Raw genomic sequence first — 26106 nt, 5'->3', positions numbered from 1 at the left:
ATGGTCTGAAAACCGCGCGCTTGATAGGGTGTGGCGCAATAATGGCACTCCCATATATCTGAGAGCGCACATGTTTGCGTCGCTTATAACAAATGCGTCTTAGGTATTCTGTATACCGAGCTAATTTAGTGTCTTCCGTTTGAAACGTAATGTCCCTGGAGTTGTCATGAACATCGCTGCTGTACGCGAGCAGGTAAGCCAAGCCCATCAACATGAAGGCCAGACCGGCCAATTGAAACAGCGTCTCGAGCTGCAACTGCCCCATCTGCACCCCTCGATCCAACTGCCTGAGCAGGACGCCCAGGGTACTTTGGCGCGCTTCGTCAGCGCCTACATCGATCAGGTTCCGGAACTGCTGGAGGCCGCCCACGCGGTCGCCCGCGAAGCCGGGATCGAATCGCAGATCAAACCTGTACTGAAAATTGCCGAGGCCTACTTCCTGCAGCCGCCCAGCGTGATGCAAGGGCATGTAGGCCTGGACTGCCTACTGGATGAGGCCTACCTGGCGCACCGCCTGGTGGAAGAGGTGAATGACCTGTACATCCGCCACTTCCAACAGCCGCTGATCCCGGTCGACACCACGGTCGCCAACCTGATTGCCCACCAGCTGATTGGCGAGAGCTTTGCCAACCAGCTGGATGAAGTGGTGCACCACTCGGTAGACGAAATGCTCAATGACGAAAGCTTTGCGGTGGAATCGGTGGAGGCTTACCGCGAAAAGCTGAGCAGCCCGGCAACCGGCGAGGCATGGAAGCGCTGGCCTTGCCTGTCGCGACAGCTGGGTGTGGAGCTGGGTCAGCCAGCCTGATATTCCTGTACAGGCCTCTTCGCGGGCTCGCCCGCGAAGAGGCCGGATCAGGCAACAGAGACTCCGGCGCTATGCACCAACCCCTGCCGTAGTCCTCAACCGCCCCTCGATCCGCCGCTTCAGGCGCCGCTGCTCGATCAACAACCGCGACCCATTGGCCGCATTACTGCGGTTCCAGTCCTCCAGCAGCTCAAGGCACGAGTGGTCGATGTAGTTCAGGTTGCCCAACGGCACATGCAACGTGGTGCCCGCCGGTACGGTATCCAGCACTTGGGTCAGCGCCGGCACCTTCAGGAACGTCGCCGCACCACTTAACCGCAGCTCCATGTGCCCGGCCTTCTCCAGGCTCACCAGGTTGATCTTCAGCCGCGCTGCCTTGAACGCCAGCTTCAGCAGGGTCAGGGCAAAGCCCAGCAGCACACCGGTCAGCAGGTCGGTGAAGATGATGGCCAGCGCCGTCGCCGCATAGGTGAACATCGGCATGCGACCATAACGGCCCAGGCCACGAAATGCCTTGAAGTCGACCAGCTTGACCCCGGTAAACACCAGCACACCCGCCAGGCTCGCCACCGGAATCTGCTGCAGCACGCTGCTCAACACCACCACGAAGGCCAACATCCACAAGCCGTGGAAGATTGCCGATGCCCGCGTCTGCGCCCCCGCCTGCACATTGGCCGAGCTGCGCACGATCACGCCCGTCATCGGCAGCGCGCCCAGCACGCCACAGAGCATGTTGCCGATACCTTGAGCCGACAGTTCACGATCAAAGTCCGAACGCTGGCCGCTGTGCATGCGGTCTACCGCCGCGGCCGAGAGCAAGGTTTCGGCGCTGGCGATGAAGGCCAGGGCAAAGGCGGCGACCAGCAAGGTAGGGTCGGCAAGTTGCATCAGGTCAGCCGGGCGGAGCCAGTCGATGGCCTCGGACAGGTCTGCCGGCACCTGCACGCGGTTTACCGGCAAGGCCAGCCACATACTGATGGCAGTCATGGCGGCAACACCCAGCAGGGCGCCAGGGACGAAGCGCAGCCGCTGCGGCCGCAGGCGTTCCCAGCCCCACATGATAGCGATGGTGCCCAGGCCCAGCGCACCGGCCATCCAGCCTGAACCTGCGTTTTCCTGTGGCAGGGCTGCGGCAACGGTGGACGGGAATTCCAGCAGGTTCTGCAACCCCGAAGGCTGCGGCGCCGTGTCGAACATCACATGCACCTGCGACAACACGATCAGCACGCCAATCCCCGCCAACATGCCGTACACCACCGCTGGCGCAGTGACACGAAACCAGCAACCCAGGCGCAGGCGCCCGGCCAGCAACTGCAGCAGCCCGGCCAGCAACAGGATCGGCCCAAGCATGGCCATGCCATGCTGGCGCACCAGCTCGAACACCAGTACCGCCAGGCCGGCGGCTGGGCCGCTGACCTGCAACGGCGAACCGGCGAGGAAACCCACCACAATGCCGCCGATAATGCCGGTAATCAGGCCCTTGGCCGGCGGCATGCCCGAGGCAATCGCGATACCCATGCACAACGGCAGGGCCACTAGAAAGACCACCACCGACGCCAGCAACTCACGCGGCAGGGCCGCTTTCAACTGTGTAATGTTCACCGTGTTTCTCCTTTCTCTGTCGCACGGCCATTCCTCTGGCCGTGGGCACGTTTGCCCCTGACGAGCGCGCAAGCGCGGGCCGCCAGCGGGCTTGCCGGCAAGGCAGTCAGGGAATTCAAGGCAGCCGAAGGCCGCGCCACACCCCATAGGGTGCAGCCGGCTATCAAGGTTCTAGCGGTGGATGGGTCGCTTAGTAGCGGCCTCTCGGAGTGGCGCAGGGGACCGGCTCGCCAGCAGCCAGGGGCAGGAAGCTGTCGCTGATGGCGTCATAAGCTTCGATCTTGCTGGTTTCGATGTCGTAAACCCAGCCATGAATGAACAGCTCACCGGCTGCAAGGCGCGAGGCAACCGAAGGGTGGGTGCGCAGGTGATGCAACTGGGCGATCACGTTTTCCTTGGTCAGCACCTGCATGGTTTCGTGTTCGGTACCGCACGAGCAGTTGTTCTCGACCACGGTACGCGCCACTTCGGCATGGCGCAGCCAAGCGGAAACAGTCGGCATCTTGGTCAGCGATTGCGGGTTGAGTACCGCACGCATGGCGCCACAGTCGGAGTGGCCACAGACGATGATGTGGTGCACTTTCAGCGCAAGCACAGCGTATTCGATGGCGCTGGAAACGCCGCCGTTCATCTGACCGTAGGGCGGTACCACGTTACCCACGTTACGGGTTACGAACAGGTCGCCAGGCGAGCTCTGGGTGATCAGCTCGGGGACGATGCGCGAGTCGGCGCAGGTGATGAACATGGCACGCGGCGTTTGCGCAGTGGCGAGCTTCTTGAACAGCTCTTGCTGTTCGGGGAAGACGTCATGGTGAAAGCGCAGGAAGCCGTCGACGATGTGCTTCAGGGCGGCATCGGCGCCCTCAGCGGGTACCTCCGGAACGACCTTGGATGGGTCCTTGACGGGCATGATTCATCCTCTTGACGGTGTGTTGGTAAATCCATTTTACCGGTGAAAGATTCTGGCTATGCAGGGTTTTAGATGACACGCACGGGCCATAGATCACAGTCGGTGTGGACTGATTTCCTACGCTAACGGGGAAAACTTAACTGAAACTTAATTCGAAGGCTCTAGAACGGGCGTTCCAGATATAAAAGGCGGGTTCTGGATAATAGCAAAAAAACATCAACTGCCAATATGTATTAGCGCAATTATTAACTCGGATTAGTTGCATTGAGGGCTGGCAATGGGCCCAGTAGGAGCAGCCTTGTGCTGCGAAAGGGCCATTGCAGCCGAGGAGGATCTTTAGCTCTACCGGCCTCTTCGCAGCACAAGGCTGCTCCTACAGGGCCTGTGGATGCCCCCCCTTGAGCATTAGAATAGGGGCATCTGCCCACCGGGTGGACAGAAGGCAGAGCAATCCAGCGTCTGCGCCTCGCGCCCTTCAAAATCCAGCCGCTTCATGGCTTTGGCAAACCGTTGCGCCAACAACTCGGCAAATACCCCTTCACCGCGCATGCGCGCACCAAACCGGCTGTCATACAGCTCGCCGCCCCGGCTCTGGCGGATCAGGCTCAACACATGGGCCGCCCGTTGCGGGTAATGGTCCTGCAGCCACTGCTCGAACAGCGGCGCCACCTCCAGTGGCAGGCGCAGCATCATGTAGGCCGCGCTCTGTGCGCCCGCTTCCCTGGCAGCCTCCAGCAAGCGCTCCAGCTCACTGTCGTTGATCATCGGAATCATCGGCGAACACAACACACCCACCGGCACACCCGCCTCGCGCAACACGCGGATGGCCCTCAACCGGGCACTGGGTGACGCCGCCCGCGGCTCCAAAACCCGCTTGAGGTCGTCGTCCAGCGTGGTCAGGCTGATCATTACCCGCGCCAGACGCTGCCGGGCCATTTCGGCCAGCAGGTCGAGGTCGCGCAACACCAGCGAGCCTTTGGTCACGATGGTCACCGGGTGACGAAAGCGCAGCAACACTTCCAGCAGACGGCGGGTCAGCAACTGCTCCCGCTCGATCGGCTGGTACGGGTCGGTATTGGAGCCCAGGTTGATCGGCGCGCACACGTAACCCGGCTTGCTCAGCTGTTGCGCGAGCACTTCAGCGGCATTGGTCTTGGCGATCAGCTTGGTTTCAAAATCCAGCCCGGGGGAGAGGTCCCAATAGGCATGGGAAGGGCGGGCATAGCAGTAGATGCAGCCATGCTCGCAGCCGCGATAAGGGTTGATGGAGCGGTCGAAGGGCAGGTCGGGCGAGGTATTGCGGGAGATGACCGATTTCGCCGTCTCGCTGCGCACTTCGGTGCCCTGGGTCTGCGGCACTTCCTGATGCCAGCCGTCGTCCTCGACCACCGAATGGTTGGGGGCAAAACGGTTGTGCGGATTGTGCGCCGTGCCACGGCCCTTTAATGGTGCTGGAGGATTCATGGCTAACCCCTATACTGTATTTACATACAGTATCGCAGCTGCCATGAATCCACCAGCGCCTCTGATCCGACAGCCAGTGCTTACTCTGTCGGTTTCTTCAGCTTCGGATTAGGGAAGAACTGCACCGTCTGCACCTTGGCCGGCGCTGCCTTGGGTGCCAGGTGGTTGACCCGGGTGCCGAGCTCCTTGGGCACCGACAAGCCCTGCTCGTTGAGGGTGTCGGTGAACCCGCAGGCGACGCACTCGCGGTGCGGTACGTCGTCTTCGCTCCACATCATCAGCTTGTCAGGCTCGCTGCACGCGGGGCACACCGCCCCGGCAATGAAGCGCTTCTTGGTCTTGTTCACAGCTACCTCGCTCACGCTGCAGCGCCTTCGGTAAGGCCACTGTGCCGCAGCAGCGCATCAATGGAAGGCTCACGGCCACGGAAATCGACAAACAGCACCATCGGCTCGCGCGAACCGCCACGGGCCAGGATAGCCTCGCGGAAGGCGCGGCCGGTCTCGGCATTCAGCACGCCTTCTTCCTCGAAGCGCGAGAACGCGTCAGCCGACAGCACTTCAGCCCACTTGTAGCTGTAGTAGCCCGCCGCGTAACCGCCAGCAAAGATGTGCGCAAAGCTGTTAGGGAAGCGGTTGTACGCCGGTGGGCGCATGACCGACACCTCGTCACGCACGTCTTCGAGCACCTGCAGTACGCTGCGACCGTCGCCATGGCTGGCGTGCAGCTCGAAGTCGAACAGCGAGAACTCCAGCTGGCGCACCATCATCATGCCCGACTGGAAGTTCTTCGCCGCCAGCATCTTGTCCAGCAGGTCCTGGGGCAGGGCCGCGCCGGTTTCGTAATGACCGGAGATCAGCGCCAGGCCTTCTGGCTCCCAGCACCAGTTTTCCATGAACTGGCTTGGCAACTCGACCGCGTCCCAGGCCACGCCGTTGATACCGGAAACACCGGCATGCTCGATGCGGGTCAGCAGGTGGTGCAGGCCGTGGCCGAATTCGTGGAACAGGGTGGTGACTTCATCGTGGGTGAGCAGTGCAGGCTTGCCGGGTGCGGCCGGGGTGAAGTTGCACACCAGGTTGGCCACCGGGCTCTGCAGCTCGCCACCGGCAGTGCGACGACGGTCGCGGGCGCCGTCCATCCACGCACCGCCGCGCTTGTTGGCGCGGGCGTAAAGGTCGAAGAAGAAGCGGCCGACATGCTGGCCGTTTTCCTTGATCTCGAACAGGCGCACGTCCGGGTGCCAGCTGTCGAAGCCCTCGAGCTCGGCGATTTCGATGCCGTACAGGCGCTGCACGATGCTGAACAGGCCACCCAGCACCTTGTCGATCGGGAAGTAGGCGCGCAGGGCTTCCTGCGACACGCTGTAGCGCTGCTCGCGCAGCTTCTCGCCAAAGTAGCCGGCGTCCCAGCTGGCCAGCTCAGGGCAGCCTTGCTCAGCGGCGTAGGCCTTCAGCTGCTGCAGGTCCTGGGCGGCAAAAGGCTTGGAACGCTTGGCCAGGTCACGCAAGAAGCTCAACACCTGGTCGCTGGACTCAGCCATCTTGGTGGCCAGGCTCAGCTCGGCGTAGTTCTTGTAGCCCAGCAGTTCGGCCAGCTCCTGGCGCAGGTCAAGGATTTGCTGCATGACCGGGCCGTTGTCGAACTGGCCGGCATTCGGGCCCTGGTCCGAGGCGCGGGTGCAGTAGGCGGCGTACACCTCTTCGCGCAGGCCGCGGTCGCTGGCGTAGGTCATCACGGCGTAGTAGCTGGGGAATTCCAGGGTAATCAGCCAGCCGTCGAGGCCTTTGGCCTGGGCAGCGGCAGCCATCTGCGCCTTGGCCGAATCGGTCAGGCCGGCCAGTGCTGCTTCGTCGGTAACGTGCTTGGTCCAGGCCTGGGTGGCGTCGAGCAGCTGGTTGGAAAAGCGGCTGCCTAGTTCGCTGAGCTTGCTTTGCACTTCGGCATAGCGCTGCTGCTTGTCTGCCGGCAGGTCGATACCCGACAGGCGGAAGTCACGCAGGGCATGCTCGAGGATAGTCTTTTGCGCCACGTCGAAACCGGCGGCTTCAGGGCTGTTGATCAAAGCCTGGTAGGCATCGAACAGCGCACGATTCTGGCCCAGTTCGGTAGAGTAGGCGCTCAGCGCTGGCAGGCACGACTCGTAAGCCTCGCGCAGTTCTGCACTGTTGCACACCGCGTTCAGGTGGCTGACCGGGCTCCAGGCAGCGCCCAGGCGGTCGTTCAGTTCGTCCATGGCCAGCACCAGGCCAGCCCAGGTAGGGGCCTTGCCCTGCTTTTCGAGGATCTCGGCAATGGCTTTACGGTTGTCGGCCAGGATCGCTTCGATCGCCGGCAACACGTGTTCGGCACGGATTTGCGAGAAGGGCGGCAGATCGTGGGATTGCAGAAGCGGGTTGTTCGCAGTCACGGTTTGGATACCTTGGCAGAAGAAACACTGCTCCATCTTAATTACAATCGACGCCGACCGCAGCAGGCAGCCTGCCTATCGGCACAGATGAGAGACGCTATCATGGCCATCCGAAGCTTCCAGCAACACACTCCGAAAGTTGGACCACGTGCCTTCGTCGACCGCTCGGCAGTGGTGCTGGGCGACGTGGAGATCGGTGAAGACAGCTCGGTCTGGCCGCTGACCGTGGTACGCGGCGACATGCACCGCATCCGCATCGGTGCACGTACCAGCGTGCAGGATGCCAGCGTGCTGCACATCACCCACGCCGGCCCGTTCAACCCGGACGGCTTCCCGCTGATCATCGGTGACGAAGTGACCATCGGCCACAAGGTGATGCTGCATGGCTGCACCCTGGGCAACCGAATCCTGGTCGGCATGGGCAGCACCATCATGGATGGCGCCATCGTCGAGGACGAAGTGATCATCGGTGCCGGCAGCCTGGTACCGCCGGGCAAACGCCTGGTCAGTGGTTACCTGTACATGGGCAGCCCGGTGAAACAGGCCAGGTTGCTGAACGACAAAGAGCGCGCGTTCTTCTCCTACAGCGCCGGCAATTACGTGAAGCTCAAGGACCAGCATCTGGCCGAAGGCTACGACCAACCGGAATAAACCCGACTAACGAGACGAACATGCAACAGCAAAACATCCTCTTCGACCTGGACGGCACCCTGACCGACCCACGCCTGGGCATCACCCGCTCGATCCAGTATGCCCTGGCCAAGCTGGGCATCGACGAGCCGGACCTGGCCCGCCTCGAACACTTCATCGGCCCGCCTTTGCTGCAGGCCTTCATGCAGTTCTACAGCTTCGACGAAGCCAAGGCCTGGGAGGCGGTGAACTTCTACAGGGAGCGTTTCCGCGTCACCGGTCTGTACGAAAACCTGGTGTTCCAGGGCGTGCCGGAGTTACTCGAAGCCCTGAACGGGCAGGGCCGCACGCTGTACATCGCCACTTCCAAACCGTGGGAGTTCGCCCGCGAAATCGCCCGGCACTTCGCCTTCGACCAACACTTCAAGGTGATCTACGGCAGCGAACTGGACGGCACCCGCACCAACAAGGTCGAGCTGATTCGCCACCTGCTGGATGAAGAAGGGCTGGAGCCGGCGCAAACCCTGATGATAGGGGACCGCAAGCATGACCTGATCGGCGCGCGCAGCAATGGCTTGCAGGCAGTGGCGGTGGGGTATGGGTTTGGTAGCCAGGAAGAACTGATGGCAGAAGAGCCGGCCTACCACTTTGCAACCTTGGCCGAGATGCATCAGGCATTCATCAAGGCTTGAGTGCCCTAGGGGGCTGCTTTGCAGCCCATCGCCGGCAAGCCAGCGCCTACAGGTGTTGCATCAAATTCCAACCTTGCGCGGTCCCTGTGGGAGTTGGCTTGCCGACGATGGGTCGCGCAGCGGCCCCAAAATGTCACAGGCTAACCACCAGACGCTGCAGCGCCGCTTTCCTTTCTTCAATCGGCAACCGCCCCAGCTGCTCGACCCGCTGGTAAAACCGAAGCCAGTCCCCACCCACCTCACGAAACACCGCCGCAAACGCCGGCACCCACTGGTCATACAGCCCGAACGGCAACAACTTGGCATTACTCATCGGCCCATACATCCACGCGTCATAACGCTTGTCACCGCCCCACTGGCCATCACGCACCTGCCGGTACTCACGCCTCAAACGCTCAAACTCGGCCTGCTTGGCCAGCCGCTTGTGCGCATCGTCCAGCGGCCCGCCATAAATCGTCTGCAACCGCTCACGGCTGGCCAGCACCAGCCTGATGAACTGGTCACGCTGCTGCCCCTGCTCCTCGCCAACAGCGGCAAGCCCACGCGCTGCACGCCATTGCCGGGAGCCTTCCTGCTCGACAAAGGAGGCAAACGATTCGTTGAACTCGGTATCGTCCTGCACATAGAAGCGCTGGTGAGCCAGTTCATGGAAGATGAGCGTGGCCAGGCGCTCGTCGCCCCAACCGACCATTGACGACAGGATCGGGTCGTCGAACCAGCCAAGGGTCGAATACGCCTCCACGCCCCCCAGATACACATCCAGGCCGTCCTGGCGCATCAACGCCGCCGCCCCGCGTGCCGCACCTTGCTGGTAGTAGCCGCGATACGCCACGCACCCCGCAATCGGGAAACAGTGCGTCACCGGCTGCAACGACAGTTCGGGCGTGGCAAACACATTCCACACCACATAAGGCCGGCCAATGTCGGCATAAACCCGGTAGCTGCGGTTATCCGGCAGCTTCAACTGCTGGCTGGCGAACACCCGCGCCTGTTCAGCGTGCGCCAGGCGCGAGCGTAACTGCGGTGACGTGGCCGGGTCGGCAAGCACCTGCGCGACTGGCTGTCGCGCACGCAGCAGCTGCAATTGGCCCTCGGCCAGCTGCCCATAGTAGGCCACGCTGCTGCAACCGTTCAGCAGGAGCGCCCCCACCAGGGGAACCAAACGGGTGAAAACGCGGTCGAGTGCCCCAAGGCCTGAGCGCTGCATAAAAAAAAGTCGAAGCATCCGGGCTGTATGACTCGCTCAAGGCCAAATTCGCTCCAAGACTATCTCGCCAAGGGGGAGTTTCGCCATGCGTGCATTGTTGGTCGCCGGTTCACTGTTGCTGATATCCGCCTGTTCCACGTTGCCAGCCCCGGACCCGAACCAGGCCTGGATCGACCTTACCCCCTACGACAACACCTCGCTGGACGCCGTGCAGGTCGATGAACGTGACTGGGCCGACAGCCGCTATTTCGAAGTACAGCCCGGCAGCCACGAGCTGACCGTGCGCTACCAGTTCCCGGTCACACCCAGCAATATCGGCCCGGTCGACGAGCCCTTGTGGCGCGACTGCCAGGTCAAACTGACCTTCAAGGACTTTGGCGCCGGCCAGCGCTACCAGCTGCACGCTGGCAGTATCGGCTTCCGCCCGTGGATCAAGCTCTACGACGACCAGCAGAAAATGGTCGGCCAGGGCCTGCCCGCCGGCTGCCAACGCACCTGAACCGTACAAACGGCGCTATGCTTGTTACTTGTAAATCGCAAGTGGGAGTTTTGCCATGCGCCAGCCCATGATGCTGATCGCCCTCAGTGCACTGGGGGCTTGCGCCAGCCCCTTGCCCCCCGTCGACCCCAAGCAGGCCTGGGTTGATCTTTACACCATGACCCCCGGCCGGGTGATCATGGCCGACCGCCTCGATGGAAAGCGCCTGGAGGACGGCCGCTACTTTCAGGTAACGCCCGGCAAGCACGAACTGGTGGTGCGCTTCGATTATGAAATCTATTCGGGCGGGGTCATGTCCCAACCCAGGGACCGAACCTGCTACCTGACCGTGCGCTTTGACAACTTCAAGGCCGGGGAGCGTTATCGCCTGGAAGCGCGGGCGCCGGTGATGGAGCCGCAGGTGCTGCTGTATGACGCCAGCCGCAAGGTGCTGGTGAACGAGCCGAGCAACGTGTTCTGCATTCCGTGAGCTGGGGCTGCTTTGCAGCCCATTCGCAGCACAAGGCTGCTCCTACAGGGATCGCGTACCTTTGTAGGAGCAGCCTTGTGCTGCGATGGGCCGCAAAGCGGCCCCGAATCTACCGATCATTCTTCTGGTAAATGATCTTCTTCGTCCCGCCATCGCATGTGCCGACGACCATATTCTGGTCCTTGACCTCACTGTTGGGCACGATCTCCAGGGTGTAGGACGGCACACCCTGAGCCTGGATCTTGGCCTCGATCTCGGCTTTCAGTTCCTCGCACGGCTTGACCGCCGCCAACGTGGACGTGGCGACCAGGGAAGCCAACACGGCGATTGCTACGCGAATCATGGAACGGCTCCTGAAAAGGCAGCGTGCTGCCGACGCTGTTTAGACTACAGCAAACCGCCTCCGTTGCGCCGCTTCAGCCCACCAGCGCGGCATCCAGGCTGATTTTTGCGTTCAGCACCTTGGACACCGGGCACCCTTCCTTGGCCTTGTTGGCAATCTCCAGGAACTGCGCCTCGCTCGCCCCCGGCACCTTGGCCCGGAGCACCAGATGCACGGCCGTAATGGCAAAACCATCCGGCAGCTTGTCTAGCGTCACCTCGGCAGCGGTGTCGATCCGGTCCGCAGTCAGCCCTGCTTCACCGAGCATCATCGACAACGCCATCGAGAAACAGCCGGCATGCGCGGCGCCAATCAGCTCCTCCGGGTTGGTTCCAGATGTGCCCTCGAAACGGGTGTTGAAGCCATACGGGTTCTGCTTGAGCGCGCCGCTTTCGGTAGAAAGCAGGCCCTTGCCATCCTTCAAGCCACCTTGCCAGATCGCCGATGCTGTCTTTTTCATACTGCCTCCTGGTCATTCGGTTACGTGGTTATGGATTCAGAGGCCAGCCGCTTACGGCAAGTTCAGACCAATCGCACAGCAACCATTGAATCCCCCGAATATGCCCATACAGAGTTACAAAGGCCTCTGGCCAACCACCTTTGCGGAGGCTCCCATGACGCAGCTGCGTGACCTGAAAATATCCACCCTCGACCTTGTGCCTGTACGCGCCGATGCAGGCCCGGGGCAATCGTTGCGCAACTCGCTGGACCTGGCGCAACACGTCGAGCGTTTTGGCTACAACCGCTTCTGGGTGGCGGAGCACCACAACATGGACGGCATCGCCAGTTCGGCAACGTCGGTGCTGATCGGCTATCTGGCCGGGGGTACCTCGACCATTCGCGTGGGCTCTGGCGGGGTGATGCTGCCCAACCACGCGCCACTGGTGATCGCCGAGCAGTTCGGCACCCTGGCCAGCCTGTACCCGGGGCGTATCGACCTGGGCCTGGGCCGTGCGCCGGGCTCGGACCAGATGACCGCCTACGCCCTGCGCCGCGACCGTGCCGGCGGCCCGGACGACTTCCCGGACGATGTCGAGGAACTGTCGCGCTACCTCGGCCCGCGTACCGATGATCAAAAAGTGATCGCCGTGCCGGGGCACGACACTGACGTGCCGATGTGGCTGCTCGGTTCCAGCCTGTTCAGCGCCCAGCTGGCAGGCATGCGCGGCATGCCCTATGCCTTTGCCTCACACTTTGCGCCGCGCTACATGCACGAGGCGATCCGCGTTTACCGCAATCATTTCAAGCCCTCGACCACGCTGGACAAGCCGTATGTAATGCTGGGCATCCCCATGGTGGTGGCAGAAACCGACGAAAGGGCCGAATACCTGGCAACCTCGGTGTACCAGCGCATCCTGGCGCTGATTCGCGGCCAGAGCCTGATGCAGAAGCCGCCGGTAGAAAGCATGGATGGGCTGTGGTTGCCCCATGAGCGGGATACGGTAGGCAGTTTCCTCGGCCTGGCGATGATCGGCAGCCCGCAGAAGGTAAGGGCCAAGGTGGAGGTGCTGCTGGAGCAGACCGGGGCGGACGAGCTGATCTTTACCTGTGACCTGTATGAGCATGCGGACCGGATACGGTCCTATGAGCTGTTGGCGCAGGCTCTCAAGACCGCCTGACCTTCTTCGCGGGCTCGCCCGCTCCCACAGGACTGCACGGGTGCTTGACCCTGTGTATTACCTGTGGGAGCGGGCGAGCCCGCGAAAAAGCCAACGCATCAACCGCGGCGGTAGACAATTTCCTTGGTACCCGACTCACAGCTACCAACCACCTTGCCGGCCGGATCGCCCTTGTTGACGACCTCCAGCTTGTAGCCAGTAACCCCTTTGGCATCGAGCTTGGCGGCAATTTCCGCCTTCAGCTCCTCGCACGGCTTGCCCGCCGCCAGCGCACCACCGGCCAGTGTCATCAGGCCCAGCGCCAGAATCAGTTTGTTCATCGATCGCTTTCCTTGTGCAGATGAAATCAGAAAGGGCGCCCGCCAAGGCGCCCCCTCTCCTGAATACTCTATTAAGCCGGGATCATCCAGCCCGGCAGTGGTTCAGCTATTGGCGATACGAAAGCCCACCTTCAGCGTGACCTGAAAATGCGCGGCCTTGTTGCCTTCAATATGCCCGCGGGTATCGACCACTTCAAACCATTCCAGGTGCTTGATGCTCTTGCCGGCTTCGGCCAGGGCATTGTTGATCGCGTCTTCGATGCTGGTTGGCGAGGATCCCACCAGCTCGATCTTCTTGTACGTGCGATGGTCAGTCATGTTCACGCTCCTTGGATAACGGTGAAATTCAGCCTAGCAGGGTAGGCCTGGTTTACCTGCGAGCCATCCGCCAAGGTGAAAGTTCGATCGCACTTTCGCGCGGGCCAAGGGTCGCAACCTTACAGCCCATACTGCAAAGGAGAGTCAACATGCACCGCAACTCGCTGCGTAAAACATCCCTGGAAAGCATGGAAGCGGAGATCGAAAGCCTTCTGAAAAGCCTGGAAAACCTCAAGCATGACGCGTCGGAAGAGTCCCAGAAGTCGGTGAAGGCAATCCGCAGCAACGCCGAAAGTGCGCTGAAACACTCGCGTAGCCTGCTCAGCGATGCTTACGAGGAAGTGAAAACCCGCACCCGCCAGACCGGCATCGCCACCCGTGATTATGCACAGGAGCACCCGGTGACAACGGCTGGCGTGGCGCTTGGCGCCCTCGGCCTGCTGGCGGCCTATCTGCTGACCCGTCGCAACTAACCCGCCTGGCGTTCCAATTCGCGGCGCAGCCACTGCGCCAACTGCTCGGCGCGCCCATCTGCGGCGCGCCGCGGCACCCACAAGGCCAGCGCTGCCCGGGTAGGTGAAAAGCCCCACGGCGCGCTGAGGCGCCCGGCCCTCAAGTCATCAGCCACCAGTGGCTGTGGCGCGATGGCCACCCCAAGGCCTGCAACCGCAGCCTCCAGCAAATAGTACAAATGCTCGAACGCCTGGCCGTACTGCAACCCGGCCGGGTCCAGTCCCTGTTGCCCAGCCCATGTCGGCCATGCTTGTGGCCGTGAGGTGGTATGCAACAGGGCCTCCTCCAGCAGGGCTTTGGCGGGCGCGTCGCGCAAGCGATCGAAGCCGGCAAAATGCGGGCTAAGCACCGGCCCGATGCGCTCCTCAGCCAGCACATGCACCTGCATGTCCGCCGGCCATGGGGGTTCAGCGTATACCAGCAATGCATCGAGCCCTGGACGACGGGGGTCGAGGTCACCTTCACCTGCGGACAAGTGCAGGCGCAACTCAGGCAAATCCGCCTTCAGGCGACCAAGCCTGGGGATAAACCAACGCGCTAGCAGGCTCCCCGAGCAGCCGAGCACAAACGGCGCCTCGCTGACATCGCGGCTGAGTTCTGTACACACGCTGCGCAACCGGTCGAAGGCCTCACCGCTGGCATCGCGCAGACGCACACCGGCATCTGTGAGTTTGATGCCACGCCCGTCCTTGACGAAAAGCGCCACCCCCAGGTGCTCCTCAAGCACCTTGATCTGCCGACTGACAGCGCCATGAGTAACATGCAGCGCTTCAGCCGCCTGGCTAACGCTGTTGAGCCTGGCGGTAGCCTCGAAGGCGCGCAGGGCATTCAGGGGAGGGAGATCGTGGGCCATTTTACCTGTGAGTTTTTCTGACAAGTTTGCGCAATCTTATCGGTTTTCAGCCGGGCTTGCCGTGGTTAGAGTAAAGCCCATCACTCATTCATTACGCCCTGGAGCGCCCCATGACCCAGTCCCAATACCGCCCCGGCCCCGACGCCAATGGCCTGTTCGGCTCGTTCGGCGGCCGCTACGTGGCCGAAACCCTCATGCCACTGGTGCTGGACCTGGCCCGCGAGTACGAAGCGGCCAAGGCAGACCCCAAGTTCCTCGAAGAGCTGGCTTACTTCCAGCGCGACTACATCGGCCGCCCCAACCCGCTGTACTTCGCTGAGCGCCTGACCGAGCACTGTGGCGGTGCGAAGATCTTCTTCAAGCGTGAAGAGCTGAACCACACCGGCGCGCATAAAGTAAACAACTGCATCGGCCAGGTGCTGCTGGCCAAGCGCATGGGCAAGAAGCGTTTGATTGCCGAAACCGGCGCCGGCATGCACGGCGTGGCCACCGCCACCGTCGCTGCCCGCTTCGGCCTGCCGTGCGTGATCTACATGGGCGCCACCGACATCGAGCGCCAGCAGGCGAACGTGTTCCGCATGAAGCTGCTGGGCGCCGAAATCGTCCCGGTTACCGCCGGTACCGGCACCCTGAAAGACGCCATGAACGAAGCCCTGCGCGACTGGGTCACCAACGTCGAAGACACCTTCTACCTGATCGGCACTGTCGCTGGCCCACACCCGTACCCGGCCATGGTCCGCGACTTCCAGTCGATCATCGGCAAGGAAACCCGCGCTCAGCTGCAAGAGAAGGAAGGCCGCCTGCCAGACAGCCTGGTTGCCTGCGTCGGTGGTGGTTCCAACGCCATGGGCCTGTTCCATGAGTTTCTCGAAGAGCCAAGCGTACAGATCATCGGCGTCGAAGCCGGTGGCCACGGCGTGCACACCGACAAGCACGCTGCCAGCCTGAACGGCGGCGTACCCGGCGTACTGCACGGCAACCGCACCTACCTGCTGCAAGATGCAGACGGCCAGATCACCGACGCCCACTCGATTTCCGCAGGCCTCGACTACCCGGGCATCGGCCCGGAGCACGCCTACCTGCACGAAGTGAAGCGCGTCGAGTACGTCAGCATTACCGATGACGAAGCGCTGGATGCGTTTCACGCCAGCTGCCGTCTGGAAGGCATCATCCCGGCGCTGGAAAGCTCCCACGCCCTGGCCGAAGCGATCAAGCGCGCACCGAAGCTGCCAAAGGATCACCTGATGGTCGTGTGCCTGTCGGGCCGCGGCGACAAAGACATGCAAACCGTCATGAACCACATGGCCGCCCAGGAGAAACAGGCATGAGCCGTCTTGAAAAACGCTTCGACGAACTGAAGGCCGAAGGCCGATCGGCACTGGTCACCTTCGTCACCGCAGGCGACCCGGGCTACGACGCCTCGCTGCAGATCCTCAAAGGGCTGCCGGCAGCCGGTGCCGACGTGATCGAACTGGGCATGCCGTTCACCGACCCGATGGCCGATGGCGTGGCCATCCAGCTGGCCACCCTGCGCGCCCTGGAAGCTGGCCAGACCTTGGCCAAAACCCTGCAGATGGTTCGCGAGTTCCGTGTGGATAACCACACTACGCCAATCGTGCTGATGGGCTACTACAACCCGATCCACCGCTTTGGCGTCGACGCGTTCGTGGCTGAAGCAAAAGCAGCGGGCGTCGATGGCCTGATCATCGTCGACCTGCCGCCAGAGCACGACGCCGAACTGGCCACCCCGGCCCAGGCTGCAGGCATCGACTTCATCCGCCTGACCACCCCGACCACCGACGATGCGCGCCTGCCGCGCGTGCTGGAGCGCAGCTCCGGGTTCGTGTACTACGTGTCGGTGGCCGGTGTGACCGGTGCCGGCTCGGCGACCACCGAGCACGTGACCGAGGCCATTGCCCGCCTGCGCCGGCATACCAAACTGCCGATCAGCGTCGGTTTCGGCATTCGTACCCCGGAGCAGGCTGCGAACATTGCCCGCCTGGCGGATGGTGTGGTGGTGGGCTCCGCGCTGGTCGACAAGATTGCCCAGGCTAAAAGTGCCGATCAGGCAGTAAATGATGTACTCAGCCTGTGCTCGGCACTGGCAGAAGGGGTGCGCTCAGCTCGCAATTGATTGCGAGGGCTCCGCCCTCGTTCGCGGCACAAGGCCGCTCCTACAGGGTATTGCGATCTCCTTGTAGGAGCGGCCTTGTGCCGCGAAGAGGCCGGCATAGGCAATACAAATCTACCCACCAAATATCGACAGCTTCAATGGCCGCACGGCCCCCATCCAGATCGCATGATCCCGGTGGTCCGCCAGTTCATCCCCGGTTTCCGGGTGCATGAATACCACCAGGCCCTTGCGGTACAGCGCCAACCAAGGCAAAACCACCCCTACCACTTCAGGCCCGAACGCCAGCTGGCAACTCCAGTCCGGGTGTGGCCCAACCGGCTTCTGATGCATGCGCCCCATGGTCACGGGAAACAGCCGCGCCGCCTCCTCGCACAGCTCCCGGGCCTGCTCCATGGTCGCTGCGTCGTAATAAACGTGGGCGTGGTAACCCTTGATCCTCTGCACGATAACTCCTGATTGCGGTCCAACCATCACCACCTGCAAAGGGAGTGATGCAGTGAAAAACGCCGAAACCCCAGTGTACAAACTGGTCTTGTTCGGGCCTGAAAGCAGCCTGGGCAATGCCCTGATGGCCGAGCTGCTGTCGCGCCAGCACGAAGTCACCGCCGTGGTCGATGACCTGAACCGCCACACCGCACGCCCGGGCCTGCACTTCAAGATAGGCGGGCTGGACGATGCCGACCAGGCAGAGCAAAGCGCGGCAGGGGGCTCGGCGGTGATTGCCCTGTTGTCGGCGCTGGCCCCAGGCGACCTGCCGGGGCAAGCACGGCTGAGCGAGGCGCTGGTGGCGGGGCTTGAGCGTACGACTATACGCCGGCTGTTGCTGGTGGGCGATTTCGCTGTGCTGGATGAGCCGGCCAAGTACAGCCAGGCAGAGCGCGAATGTGTGGACCAAGTGGTTGATGTGTTGCAGCGCAGTGCTTTGCACTGGACCTTGATCAATACGCCGCAGGCTTTGCCCGATGAGGGGTGGGCACGTGTGGCGGCGGGGATGGCGGATATGCTGGAACTGGACCTGCACCGGGGCGAGCATCTGAACTTCGTGGTCTAGATCGCCGGGGCTGCCGGCGATGGGCCGCAAAGCGGCCCCAAAATCTCAAAGGCTGCGCTCATCCTCTAGCCAACCCACAAACCGCTCGATCAGCGCCCCACGCCGCTTGCGCGGCGGCAGCACCGCGTAGTACCCGCGCTGCGAGCGCAAACTCCCCTCCAGCGGCCGGCACAGCAACCCTTGCTCCACCAACCCATCCACCAGGTGCCCCCAGCCAATCGCCACCCCTTGCCCTGCAATCGCTGCCTGAATCAGCAACGTATAGTTGTCGAACCGCAATTGCCCCGCAGGCGGTGGGCTGGCCACGCCAAACCCGCGGAAAACCCCCGCCCAGTCAAACCAGCGGCTGGCCTGCTCGCCCTTCAAATGCAGCAAGGGCAAACGTTGCAAAGCCACGGCTGACAAGGGTTTGCCATCCGTCAGGCGGGGGCTGCACACCGGGAAAACTTCTTCATCGAACAGCCAGCGGCTTTCACCCTGGTGAAAGCGCCCATCGCCAAACAGCACCGCCACATCGATGTCCGGGCGCAACATCCCCTGGCTGCGTTCGCCGGTCACCAGGCTCACATCCACCTGTGGATAAGCCTCGTGAAAGCGTTGCAGCCTTGGCATCAGCCAGAAGGCCGCAAAGGCAAAGTCGGTGGCCACCTGCAGCACTTCTCGCTGGCCACGCCCGCTGGCCTGGGAAATGCCGTCATCCATGGCTTGCAGGCCCTGGTGTACCTGTTCAAACAACAGCTGGCCGGCCTCGGTGAGCTCGATGCCCCGATAAATACGGTCAAACAGGCGCGTGCCCAGCTGGGCTTCCAGGCGTTTCACTTGTTGGCTCACTGCCGGCTGTGTCGTGCCCAGCTCCAGCGCCGCCGCAGTAAACCCCCGCAGGCGTGCCGCAGCTTCGAACACACGCAAGGTATCCAACGACAGCTCGGCAAGGTGCTCAAACATAAGCTCAGCTAATCCCAGTCATTGCCCACCATGGGCTTTACCCATGTTATCCGCAGTCGCATCTTGGAAGGCAAGTGAATCGCATAACCCTCAACGATGGAAGCCACCATGACGCGCCCGAATATCCTGTTCATCATGGCCGACCAGATGGCCGCACCCTTGCTACCGATCTACGCCCCTTCGCCCATCCAGATGCCGCACCTGAGCCGCCTGGCCGAGCAGGCGGTGGTGTTCGACTCGGCCTACTGCAACAGCCCGCTGTGCGCGCCGTCACGCTTCACCCTGGTCAGCGGCCAACTGCCCAGCCGCATCGGCGCCTACGACAATGCCGCCGATTTCCCCGCCGATGTGCCGACCTATGCCCACTACCTGCGCCGCCTGGGCTACCGCACGGCGCTGTCTGGCAAGATGCACTTCTGCGGCCCGGACCAGCTGCACGGTTACGAAGAGCGCCTGACCAGCGACATCTACCCGGCCGACTACGGCTGGGCGGTGAACTGGGACGAACCGGATGTGCGCCCGAGCTGGTATCACAACATGTCTTCGGTACTGCAGGCCGGCCCGTGCGTGCGTACCAACCAGCTGGATTTCGACGAGGAGGTGGTGTTCAAGGCGCGCCAGTACCTGTACGACCATGTGCGCGAAAACGATGGCCGGCCATTCTGCCTGACCGTTTCGATGACGCACCCGCACGACCCGTACACCATCCCCAAGCGCTATTGGGACCGCTACGAGGGTGTGGATATCCCCATGCCACGCGCCGAGTTCAACCAGGCAGAACTCGACCCCCACTCGCAACGCCTGCTCAAGGTTTACGACCTGTGGAACAAGCCGCTGCCTGTGGACAAGATCCGCGACGCCCGCCGCGCCTACTTCGGCGCCTGCAGCTACATCGACGACAACATCGGCCAGCTGCTGCAAACCCTGGAGGAGTGCAACCTGGCCGACGACACCCTGATCGTGTTCTCCGGCGACCACGGCGACATGCTTGGCGAGCGTGGCCTCTGGTACAAGATGCACTGGTTCGAGATGTCGGCGCGGGTACCGCTGCTGATCCATGCGCCCAAGCACTTTGCGGCGGCTCGGGTCAGTGCCTCGGTATCGACCTGTGACCTGCTGCCAACCTTGGTAGAACTGGCCGGCGGCGCTGTGGATAAAAACCTGCACCTGGACGGCCGCTCGCTGCTTGGCCACCTGCAAGGGCAGGGCGGCCACGATGAAGTGATCGGCGAATACATGGCCGAAGGCACGGTCGGCCCGCTGATGATGATCCGCCGTGGGCCTTACAAGTTCGTGTACAGCGAAGACGACCCATGGCTACTCTATGACCTGAGCCGCGACCCGCACGAGCGGGAGAACCTCGCCGGCAGCCCGGACCACCAGGCGCTGCTGCAGGCATTTGCCGATGAAGCACGACAGCGTTGGGATATACCCAGCCTGCGCCAGCAGGTACTCGCCAGCCAGCGGCGCCGCCGCTTGGTGGCGCAGGCGCTGGCCATCGGCACGCTGAAAAGCTGGGACCACCAACCGCTGGTGGACGCCAGCCAACAGTACATGCGCAACCACATCGATCTCGACGACCTCGAGCGCAAGGCACGTTATCCACAGCCCGCACCCCTGGATTGAAAAGAGAGGCCGCCATGCACAAGTTCTCCGCCGCCGTGTTCGCCCTGGCCCTGGGCACCGCCACGGCCCACGCCGCCGACAGCGACGCGCAATGCAGTACCGTAAGAATGGCCGACCCCGGCTGGAGCGATATCGCCTCGACCAATGCCGTGGCCCGTCTGTTACTGGAAAGCCTGGGCTACAAGGTGAAGATCGACAGCCTAGCCGTGCCGATCATCTACGGCGGCTTGAAGGACCGCCGTGTCGACGCCTTTCTGGGCAACTGGATGCCGGCGCATCAAGGCTTTCATGACAAGTTCATCGCCAACGGCGATGTGCAGCAACTGTCACGTAACCTGGAAGGAACCGAGTTCACCCTGGCGGTGCCCGACTACGTGTGGAATGCCGGGGTGAAGGACTTTGCCGACCTGCAGAAGCATGCCGACCAGTTCGACAAGAAGCTGTACGGTATCGGCTCCGGTGCACCGGCCAACCTGTCGCTGAAGGCAATCATCGACAAGAATGAATTCAACCTCGGTCAGTGGAAACTGGTGGAGTCCAGCGAGCAGGCGATGCTGGCCCAGGTCGACCGGGCGGTGAAGAAACAGCAGTTCATCACCTTCCTTGGCTGGACCCCGCACCCGATGAACGTGAAGCTGAAAATGCATTACCTGACTGGCGGGGAAAAGTGGTTCGGCAGCAAGGGCGAGGTGTACACGCTGACCCGAAAGGGTTATCCACAAGCCTGCCCGAATGCGGCGAAGCTGTTGGGTAACCTGAAATTTACCCTGGACATGGAAAACGCCATCATGGCCGAGGTTGTGGATAAGAAGATCAGCTTCGATGACGCTGCCAGGGCTTGGGTGAAAACGTATCCCGAGGTGCTGGAAGGGTGGTTGGCTGGGGTGACTACCAAGGCCGATGGCAATGCCCTGGAGGCCGTCAAAGCCAAACTGTAGTTTCAGACACGACGCGCCCCTGTGGGAGCGGGTTCACCCGCGAATGCTGCATTGCATGTACCGACGCATTCGCGGGTAAACCCGCTCCCACAGGGGACAGTGGACCTTTGGAAATGTGAATATCTCATGCATCGCATCATTCACCTGCTGCCCTTCCTCACCTGGCTCCCGCGCCAATCGGGCCGCAGCCTGCGCCAGGACCTGCTGGTCGGCCTGAGCGGTGCCATCCTCGCCCTGCCACAATCCATCGCCTACGCGCTGATCGCCGGCTTGCCCGCCGAATACGGCCTGTACGCCGCCATCGTGCCGGTGCTGATCGCCTGCCTGTGGGGCTCGTCCTGGCACCTGATCTGCGGCCCCACCGCTGCCATTTCCATCGTGCTCTACGCCAGCATCAGCCCGCTGGCCGTGGCCGGCAGCGCCGATTACATCACCCTGGTGCTGCTGCTGACCTTCCTCGGCGGCATCTTCCAGCTGCTGCTCGGGCTCTTGCGCTTTGGCGCGCTGGTCAACTTCGTCTCGCATTCCGTGGTGCTCGGTTTCACGCTGGGGGCTGCGATCGTCATTGCCCTGGGCCAATTGCCCAACCTGCTGGGCATGAACCTGCCCAGCCAGGCTACGGCACTGAAAACCGTACAGGACCTGGCCAGCCATGCAGGGGAGGTCGACCTGCCTTCCTTGCTGTTGGGCCTGGCCACCGTAGTGATCGGCGTGGCCTTCAAGCTCTGGCGCCCACGCTGGCCGAGCCTGTTGATAAGTCTGGTGCTGGTCAGCCTGCTGGCCTGGCTGTTGCCGGGCTACTTTGGCCATGTGCCGCGCGTTGCGGCATTCACCGGGCAACTCCCGCCCTTCAGCCCGCTGCCTTTGCTAGACGTGGAGCTCATGTTGCGTCTGCTGCCCAGCGCCGTTGCGGTAGGCATGCTGGGGTTGGTTACCAGCCTGTCGATTGCCCGCTCGTTATCGGCACGTTCAGAACAACTGATCGACCCAGACCAGGAAATACGCGCACAGGGCCTGTCGAACATTGCCGGTGCATTTTTCTCTGGTTACTTGTCTGCCGGTTCCTTCACCCGTTCCGGGCTGAGTTATGAGGCAGGTGCCCGCTCGCCCATGGCCGGAGTATTTTCGGCGCTGTGGGTGGCGTTTTTTGCCGTTACCGGCGCCGGCCTGATCGCACACGTGCCGATACCGGCCATGGCCGGCAGCATTCTGCTGATCTGCTGGGGGCTGGTGGACCATCGGGGGATTCGCGCGCTGTTTCGGGTCAGCCGCTCGGAGTTTCTGGTGATGGCGCTGACGGCGGCGGCCACCTTGCTGCTGGAGCTGCAGACGGCGATCTATGCCGGTGTGCTGGCTTCGCTGTTCTTTTACCTCAAGCGCACGTCACGGCCACGGGTACAGCAAAGCCGTGAAGGAGACGCGGATGTGTTACGGGTGGGTGGGTCGATTTTCTTTGGTGCGGCGCATTACCTGCAGGTGCGCTTGCAGCGCTGCCAGGGGCCACATGTGGTGATTGACGCGCGGCAGGTGAATTTTATCGATTATTCGGGTGTGGATATGTTGCACCGCGAGGCGCGGCGGTTGCGGCGATTGGGCGGGAGTTTGACCCTGCACCGGGCCAGGCCGCAGGTGATCGAGGAATTGCAGAAGCTGGAAGGGGTGGAGTTGTGCCCGATCCGGTTTGAGGAGTGAGGCTGAGATCCTGGGGCTGCTGCGCAGCCCATTCGCGGCACAAGGCCGCTCCTACAGGGGATCGGCGTACGCCGTACTTTGTGGGAGCGGCCTTGTGCCGCGAATGGGCCGCAAAGCGGCCCCGACAATTTCAGCCCCGAGCCAGCTGCCGGCGCAGCTCAGCCAACACTGGCGCGGTATCAGGCCGCACCCCACGCCAGATAAAGAAGGCTTCAGCCGCCTGCTCAGCCAGCATCCCCAACCCGTCCAGTACTTTCGCAGCCCCCAGCTGGGTAGCCCACGCGCAAAAAGGCGTCGGCGCCTTGCCATACATCATGTCGTAGCAAACCGTGCGCCCCGCCTCGACCAGGCTGTCGGCAATCGGCGGCATTTCCCCGGCCAGGCTCGCCGAGGTGGCGTTGATGATCACATCCACCGGCTCCTGCAACCAGGCAAACCCGCTGGCCACCACAGGCCCCAGCTCATCGAACTCACGCGCCAGCTGCTCGGCTTTTTCCACAGTGCGGTTGGCAACCACAAGCGACTGCGGCTTGTGCGCCAGAATAGGCTCCAGCACGCCCCGCACGGCGCCACCGGCACCGAGGATGAGAATGCGTTTGCCCGCCAGCTCGACCCCGGCATTCACCGTCAGGTCGCGCACCAGGCCAGCGCCATCGGTGTTGTCGCCCTGCAAGGTGCCATCAGCCAGCTTGCTCAGCGTGTTCACTGCACCAGCGCGCTGGGCACGCGGGGTGAGGCTGTCGCACAGGCGGTAGGCCTCTTCCTTGAACGGCACGGTGACGTTGCCGCCGCTGCCTTGCTTGAAGAAGCCGCGCGCGCAATCGCTGAACTCGTCCAGCGGCGCCAGCAGGGTGGCGTATTCCAGGTTCTGCCCGGTCTGCTCGGCAAACAGGCGGTGGATCAGCGGCGACTTGCTGTGGCCGATGGGGTTACCAAAAACGACGTACTGGTCCATGACGGCTCCTTGTTTATCCACAAGCTTACTGGCCAAGCCAGTCGCGGTCCTGCAGGAAGTACTCGGTCAGGCGCGCTTCTTCGCTACCGGGTGCGGCCTTCCAGTCGTAGCCCCAACGCACCTGAGGCGGCAGCGACATGAGGATGGACTCGGTGCGGCCACCGGACTGCAGGCCGAACAGGGTGCCACGGTCGTAAACCAGGTTGAACTCCACATAGCGGCCGCGGCGATATTCCTGGAACTCGCGCTGCTGCGGGGTGTAGGGCGTGTCCTTGCGGCGCTGGACGATCGGCAGGTAGGCGTTGACGAAAGCATCGCCGATGGCGCGGATGAAAGCGAAGCAGGTGTCGAAGTCCCACTCGTTCAGGTCGTCGAAGAACAGGCCGCCGATGCCGCGTGGCTCGCCACGGTGCTTGAGGTGGAAGTAGCGGTCGCACCAAGCTTTGTAGCGTGGGTACACGTCGGCGCCGAACGGTGCGCAGGCCTGTTCAGCCACGCGGTGCCAGTGGATGCAGTCTTCTTCGTTGCCATAGTACGGCGTCAGGTCGAAGCCGCCGCCGAACCACCATACGGCCTCTTCACCTTCCTTCTCGGCGATGAAGAACCGCACATTGGCGTGGGAAGTGGGCACATGCGGGTTGTGCGGGTGGATCACCAGCGACACACCCAGGGCCTCGAAGCCACGGCCCGCCAGTTCGGGGCGGTGGGCGCTGGCCGAGGGTGGCAGGCCGGCACCAAACACATGGGAGAAGTTGACCCCGCCTTTCTCGATTACCTTGCCGTCGCCGATCACCCGCGTGCGACCCCCGCCACCGGCTTCGCGCACCCAGGCATCCTCGACGAAGCGGGCACCGCCGTCTTCTGTTTCGAGGGCATAGCAGATGCGATCTTGCAGGTCGAGCAGGTAGGCTTTCACGGCCTCGGTGCGGCTAGTCATCGGGTCACCAGGAGCGGGCAGGGAAGAATTCGCGCGTAGCATACCACCGCCAGCGCACGCGCCGCAGTTGACGGCGATCAAGCAAAGGCGTCCGATAGAAGGCCTTTTCCCGATCCCGACTACAGGAGTGCGAGATGGCCAAGCGTATCCAGTTCAGCCAGCATGGCGGCCCGGAAGTGCTGCAGTTTGTGGAATTCGAACCCACCCCGCCCGGGCCGCAGCAGGTGCGCGTGCGTAACCACGCCATCGGCCTGAACTTCATCGACACGTACTTTCGCAGCGGGCTGTATGCCCCGCCGTCCCTGCCTTCTGGCCTGGGTACCGAGGCGGCCGGGGTGGTCGAGGCCGTGGGCGAGGGAGTGACCCGCCTGAAGGTGGGTGACCGCGTGGCCCATGCCGGTGGCCCGCTGGGTGCGTACAGCGAGGTGCATACGCTGCCGGAGGCCAACCTGGTCAAGCTGCCCGACAACATCAGCTTCGAGCAGGCCGCAGCGGTGATGCTCAAGGGTTTGACCGTTCAGTACCTGTTGAAGCAGACCTATGAAGTGAAGGCGGGCGATGTGATCCTGTTCCACGCGGCAGCGGGTGGCGTCGGTTCGCTGGCCTGCCAGTGGGCCAAGGCCCTGGGCGCCAAACTGATCGGTACCGTGAGTTCTGCCGAGAAGGCCGAGCGGGCCAAGGCGCTGGGGGCATGGGAAACCATCGACTACAGCCACGAAGATGTGGCCAAACGTGTACTGGAACTGACCGACGGCAAGAAATGCCCGGTGGTGTATGACGGCGTAGGCGCCGATACCTGGCTCACCTCGCTGGACTGCCTGCAGCCACGCGGGTTGATGGTGAGCTTTGGCAATGCCTCGGGCGCGGTGAGCGGGGTGAACCTGGGGATCCTGGCGCAGAAGGGCTCGTTGTACGTCACCCGGCCGACGTTGGCGACCTATGCCAATAATGCCGAGAACACCCAGGCCATGGCCGATGACCTGTTTTCGATGATTGCGAGTGGCAAGCTGGTTGTGGATATCCAGCAGCGGTATCCATTGAGCGAAGCGGCCAAGGCACAGGCGGAGCTGTCGGCGCGGCGGACTGTGGGGTCGACTGTTTTGTTGCCTTGATTGGTAGGAGACCGCGTTAG

Annotated in this window: 29 protein-coding genes; 14 read left to right on the top strand and 15 right to left on the bottom strand. The window is 62.6% G+C overall.

Translation table 11 applies throughout. The annotated features are described in order from the left end of the window. Nucleotides 1-166 precede the first annotated feature (166 nt). Nucleotides 167-808 (top strand): hypothetical protein, encoded by a 642-nt coding sequence (locus tag SB756_RS22295; RefSeq protein WP_016497401.1) that lies wholly within the window; start codon nt 167-169, stop codon nt 806-808. Nucleotides 809-877: 69 nt separating this feature from the next. Here the strand turns inward: SB756_RS22295 and SB756_RS22290 are convergent, their stop codons facing one another. The 5 genes from SB756_RS22290 to prlC all read right to left on the bottom strand — a co-directional run bounded on the left by SB756_RS22290 (nt 878) and on the right by prlC (nt 7230). Further along, nucleotides 878-2410 (bottom strand): SulP family inorganic anion transporter, encoded by a 1533-nt coding sequence (locus SB756_RS22290; RefSeq protein ID WP_410911883.1) that lies wholly within the window; start codon nt 2408-2410, stop codon nt 878-880. Nucleotides 2411-2600: 190 nt separating this feature from the next. Beyond that, on the bottom strand, nt 2601-3320 hold the full coding sequence (locus tag SB756_RS22285) for a carbonic anhydrase (protein ID WP_016497399.1): 720 nt from the start codon (nt 3318-3320) through the stop codon (nt 2601-2603). Between the two features lie 405 nt (nt 3321-3725). After that, complete coding sequence (locus SB756_RS22280) at nt 3726-4784, bottom strand: PA0069 family radical SAM protein (RefSeq protein WP_410911880.1); 1059 nt, start codon at nt 4782-4784, stop codon at nt 3726-3728. An 80-nt stretch (nt 4785-4864) separates the two neighbouring features. Next, on the bottom strand, nt 4865-5146 hold the full coding sequence (locus SB756_RS22275; protein WP_016484250.1) for a YheV family putative zinc ribbon protein: 282 nt from the start codon (nt 5144-5146) through the stop codon (nt 4865-4867). After that, nucleotides 5143-7230: an oligopeptidase A gene (gene prlC, locus SB756_RS22270; RefSeq protein WP_410911879.1), complete on the bottom strand. Its 2088-nt coding sequence runs from the start codon at nt 7228-7230 to the stop codon at nt 5143-5145. The genes SB756_RS22275 and prlC overlap by 4 nt, the downstream gene beginning before the upstream one ends. Before the next feature lie 66 nt (nt 7231-7296). Between prlC and SB756_RS22265 the strand changes: the two genes are divergently transcribed. Beyond that, entirely contained in the window at nt 7297-7845 is a 549-nt protein-coding gene (locus tag SB756_RS22265) for a gamma carbonic anhydrase family protein (RefSeq protein WP_341797204.1), read from the top strand. A gap of 20 nt (nt 7846-7865) precedes the next feature. Then, nucleotides 7866-8516 carry an HAD family hydrolase gene (locus SB756_RS22260; protein WP_410911877.1) on the top strand — a complete coding sequence of 217 codons (651 nt, stop codon included), beginning with the start codon at nt 7866-7868 and terminating at the stop codon, nt 8514-8516. A 133-nt stretch (nt 8517-8649) separates the two neighbouring features. Here SB756_RS22260 and SB756_RS22255 read toward each other — a convergent pair whose 3' ends face one another. Then, on the bottom strand, nt 8650-9723 hold the full coding sequence (locus tag SB756_RS22255; RefSeq protein WP_410911875.1) for an aminopeptidase: 1074 nt from the start codon (nt 9721-9723) through the stop codon (nt 8650-8652). Between the two features lie 85 nt (nt 9724-9808). On the opposite strand from SB756_RS22255, the gene SB756_RS22250 reads away from it, so the two are divergent. Then, nucleotides 9809-10222, top strand: a complete 414-nt coding sequence (locus SB756_RS22250; RefSeq protein ID WP_016484245.1) for a hypothetical protein — start codon at nt 9809-9811, stop codon at nt 10220-10222. Between the two features lie 55 nt (nt 10223-10277). After that, nucleotides 10278-10691 (top strand): hypothetical protein, encoded by a 414-nt coding sequence (locus tag SB756_RS22245; RefSeq protein ID WP_341797202.1) that lies wholly within the window; start codon nt 10278-10280, stop codon nt 10689-10691. Nucleotides 10692-10800: 109 nt separating this feature from the next. Here SB756_RS22245 and SB756_RS22240 read toward each other — a convergent pair whose 3' ends face one another. Continuing rightward, nucleotides 10801-11034, bottom strand: coding sequence for a DUF1161 domain-containing protein (locus SB756_RS22240; RefSeq protein WP_016497391.1), 234 nt, complete (start codon nt 11032-11034; stop codon nt 10801-10803). Nucleotides 11035-11107: 73 nt separating this feature from the next. Next, nucleotides 11108-11533 (bottom strand): OsmC family protein, encoded by a 426-nt coding sequence (locus SB756_RS22235; protein ID WP_341797201.1) that lies wholly within the window; start codon nt 11531-11533, stop codon nt 11108-11110. A gap of 154 nt (nt 11534-11687) precedes the next feature. Here SB756_RS22235 and SB756_RS22230 point away from each other — a divergent pair, with 154 nt between their 5' ends. Then, a complete protein-coding gene (locus SB756_RS22230; RefSeq protein WP_341797200.1) occupies nt 11688-12692 on the top strand; it encodes an LLM class flavin-dependent oxidoreductase in 1005 nt (334 codons plus the stop codon). 98 nt (nt 12693-12790) lie between these two features. Here SB756_RS22230 and SB756_RS22225 read toward each other — a convergent pair whose 3' ends face one another. Together SB756_RS22225 and SB756_RS22220 are read right to left on the bottom strand one after the other, a co-directional pair. Continuing rightward, nucleotides 12791-13012 (bottom strand): DUF1161 domain-containing protein, encoded by a 222-nt coding sequence (locus SB756_RS22225; protein ID WP_341797199.1) that lies wholly within the window; start codon nt 13010-13012, stop codon nt 12791-12793. A 102-nt stretch (nt 13013-13114) separates the two neighbouring features. Beyond that, nucleotides 13115-13330 carry a dodecin gene (locus tag SB756_RS22220; protein WP_410911872.1) on the bottom strand — a complete coding sequence of 72 codons (216 nt, stop codon included), beginning with the start codon at nt 13328-13330 and terminating at the stop codon, nt 13115-13117. 149 nt (nt 13331-13479) lie between these two features. Here SB756_RS22220 and SB756_RS22215 point away from each other — a divergent pair, with 149 nt between their 5' ends. Further along, the gene (locus SB756_RS22215; protein WP_016497386.1) at nt 13480-13803 is read left to right on the top strand and encodes a YqjD family protein; all 324 of its coding nucleotides are present in this window, start codon (nt 13480-13482) and stop codon (nt 13801-13803) included. Here the strand turns inward: SB756_RS22215 and SB756_RS22210 are convergent. Next, entirely contained in the window at nt 13800-14696 is an 897-nt protein-coding gene (locus SB756_RS22210) for a LysR family transcriptional regulator (protein ID WP_016497385.1), read from the bottom strand. The two genes, SB756_RS22215 and SB756_RS22210, sit on opposite strands and share 4 nt — an antisense overlap. 110 nt (nt 14697-14806) lie before the next feature. Here SB756_RS22210 and trpB point away from each other — a divergent pair, with 110 nt between their 5' ends. Together trpB and trpA are read left to right on the top strand one after the other, a co-directional pair. Beyond that, nucleotides 14807-16024, top strand: coding sequence for a tryptophan synthase subunit beta (trpB, locus tag SB756_RS22205; protein ID WP_016497384.1), 1218 nt, complete (start codon nt 14807-14809; stop codon nt 16022-16024). Further along, nucleotides 16021-16830, top strand: a complete 810-nt coding sequence (trpA, locus tag SB756_RS22200; protein WP_410911870.1) for a tryptophan synthase subunit alpha — start codon at nt 16021-16023, stop codon at nt 16828-16830. The genes trpB and trpA overlap by 4 nt, the downstream gene beginning before the upstream one ends. A 111-nt stretch (nt 16831-16941) precedes the next feature. On the opposite strand, the gene SB756_RS22195 is transcribed toward trpA, so the two are convergent. After that, nucleotides 16942-17274, bottom strand: coding sequence for a DOPA 4,5-dioxygenase family protein (locus SB756_RS22195; protein ID WP_016497382.1), 333 nt, complete (start codon nt 17272-17274; stop codon nt 16942-16944). Between the two features lie 52 nt (nt 17275-17326). Between SB756_RS22195 and SB756_RS22190 the strand changes: the two genes are divergently transcribed. Beyond that, nucleotides 17327-17881 carry an NAD(P)-dependent oxidoreductase gene (locus tag SB756_RS22190; protein ID WP_410911868.1) on the top strand — a complete coding sequence of 185 codons (555 nt, stop codon included), beginning with the start codon at nt 17327-17329 and terminating at the stop codon, nt 17879-17881. Between the two features lie 45 nt (nt 17882-17926). On the opposite strand, the gene SB756_RS22185 is transcribed toward SB756_RS22190, so the two are convergent. Then, nucleotides 17927-18826, bottom strand: a complete 900-nt coding sequence (locus tag SB756_RS22185) for a choline sulfate utilization transcriptional regulator (protein ID WP_410911867.1) — start codon at nt 18824-18826, stop codon at nt 17927-17929. A gap of 108 nt (nt 18827-18934) precedes the next feature. Here SB756_RS22185 and betC point away from each other — a divergent pair, with 108 nt between their 5' ends. The 3 genes from betC (at nt 18935) to SB756_RS22170 (ending at nt 23082) form a co-directional block, all read left to right on the top strand. After that, a complete protein-coding gene (gene betC / locus SB756_RS22180) occupies nt 18935-20452 on the top strand; it encodes a choline-sulfatase (RefSeq protein WP_410911865.1) in 1518 nt (505 codons plus the stop codon). Between the two features lie 14 nt (nt 20453-20466). Beyond that, on the top strand, nt 20467-21390 hold the full coding sequence (gene choX / locus SB756_RS22175; protein WP_410911863.1) for a choline ABC transporter substrate-binding protein: 924 nt from the start codon (nt 20467-20469) through the stop codon (nt 21388-21390). Nucleotides 21391-21516: 126 nt separating this feature from the next. Then, nucleotides 21517-23082, top strand: a complete 1566-nt coding sequence (locus tag SB756_RS22170) for a SulP family inorganic anion transporter (RefSeq protein ID WP_410911861.1) — start codon at nt 21517-21519, stop codon at nt 23080-23082. Nucleotides 23083-23212: 130 nt separating this feature from the next. On the opposite strand, the gene aroE is transcribed toward SB756_RS22170, so the two are convergent. Beyond that, a complete protein-coding gene (gene aroE / locus SB756_RS22165) occupies nt 23213-24037 on the bottom strand; it encodes a shikimate dehydrogenase (protein WP_410911860.1) in 825 nt (274 codons plus the stop codon). 25 nt (nt 24038-24062) lie between these two features. Next, nucleotides 24063-24974, bottom strand: a complete 912-nt coding sequence (hemF, locus tag SB756_RS22160) for an oxygen-dependent coproporphyrinogen oxidase (protein WP_341797188.1) — start codon at nt 24972-24974, stop codon at nt 24063-24065. A 134-nt stretch (nt 24975-25108) separates the two neighbouring features. On the opposite strand from hemF, the gene SB756_RS22155 reads away from it, so the two are divergent. Continuing rightward, nucleotides 25109-26086, top strand: coding sequence for an NADPH:quinone reductase (locus tag SB756_RS22155; RefSeq protein ID WP_410911858.1), 978 nt, complete (start codon nt 25109-25111; stop codon nt 26084-26086). Nucleotides 26087-26106 lie beyond the last annotated feature (20 nt).

It is taken from the genome of Pseudomonas sp. SIMBA_068 (genome assembly GCF_046534705.1).
Lineage (GTDB): Bacteria > Pseudomonadota > Gammaproteobacteria > Pseudomonadales > Pseudomonadaceae > Aquipseudomonas > Aquipseudomonas putida.
The sequence above is the reverse complement of the archived record's forward strand: the minus strand, read 5'-3'. Positions and strand labels throughout refer to the sequence as shown.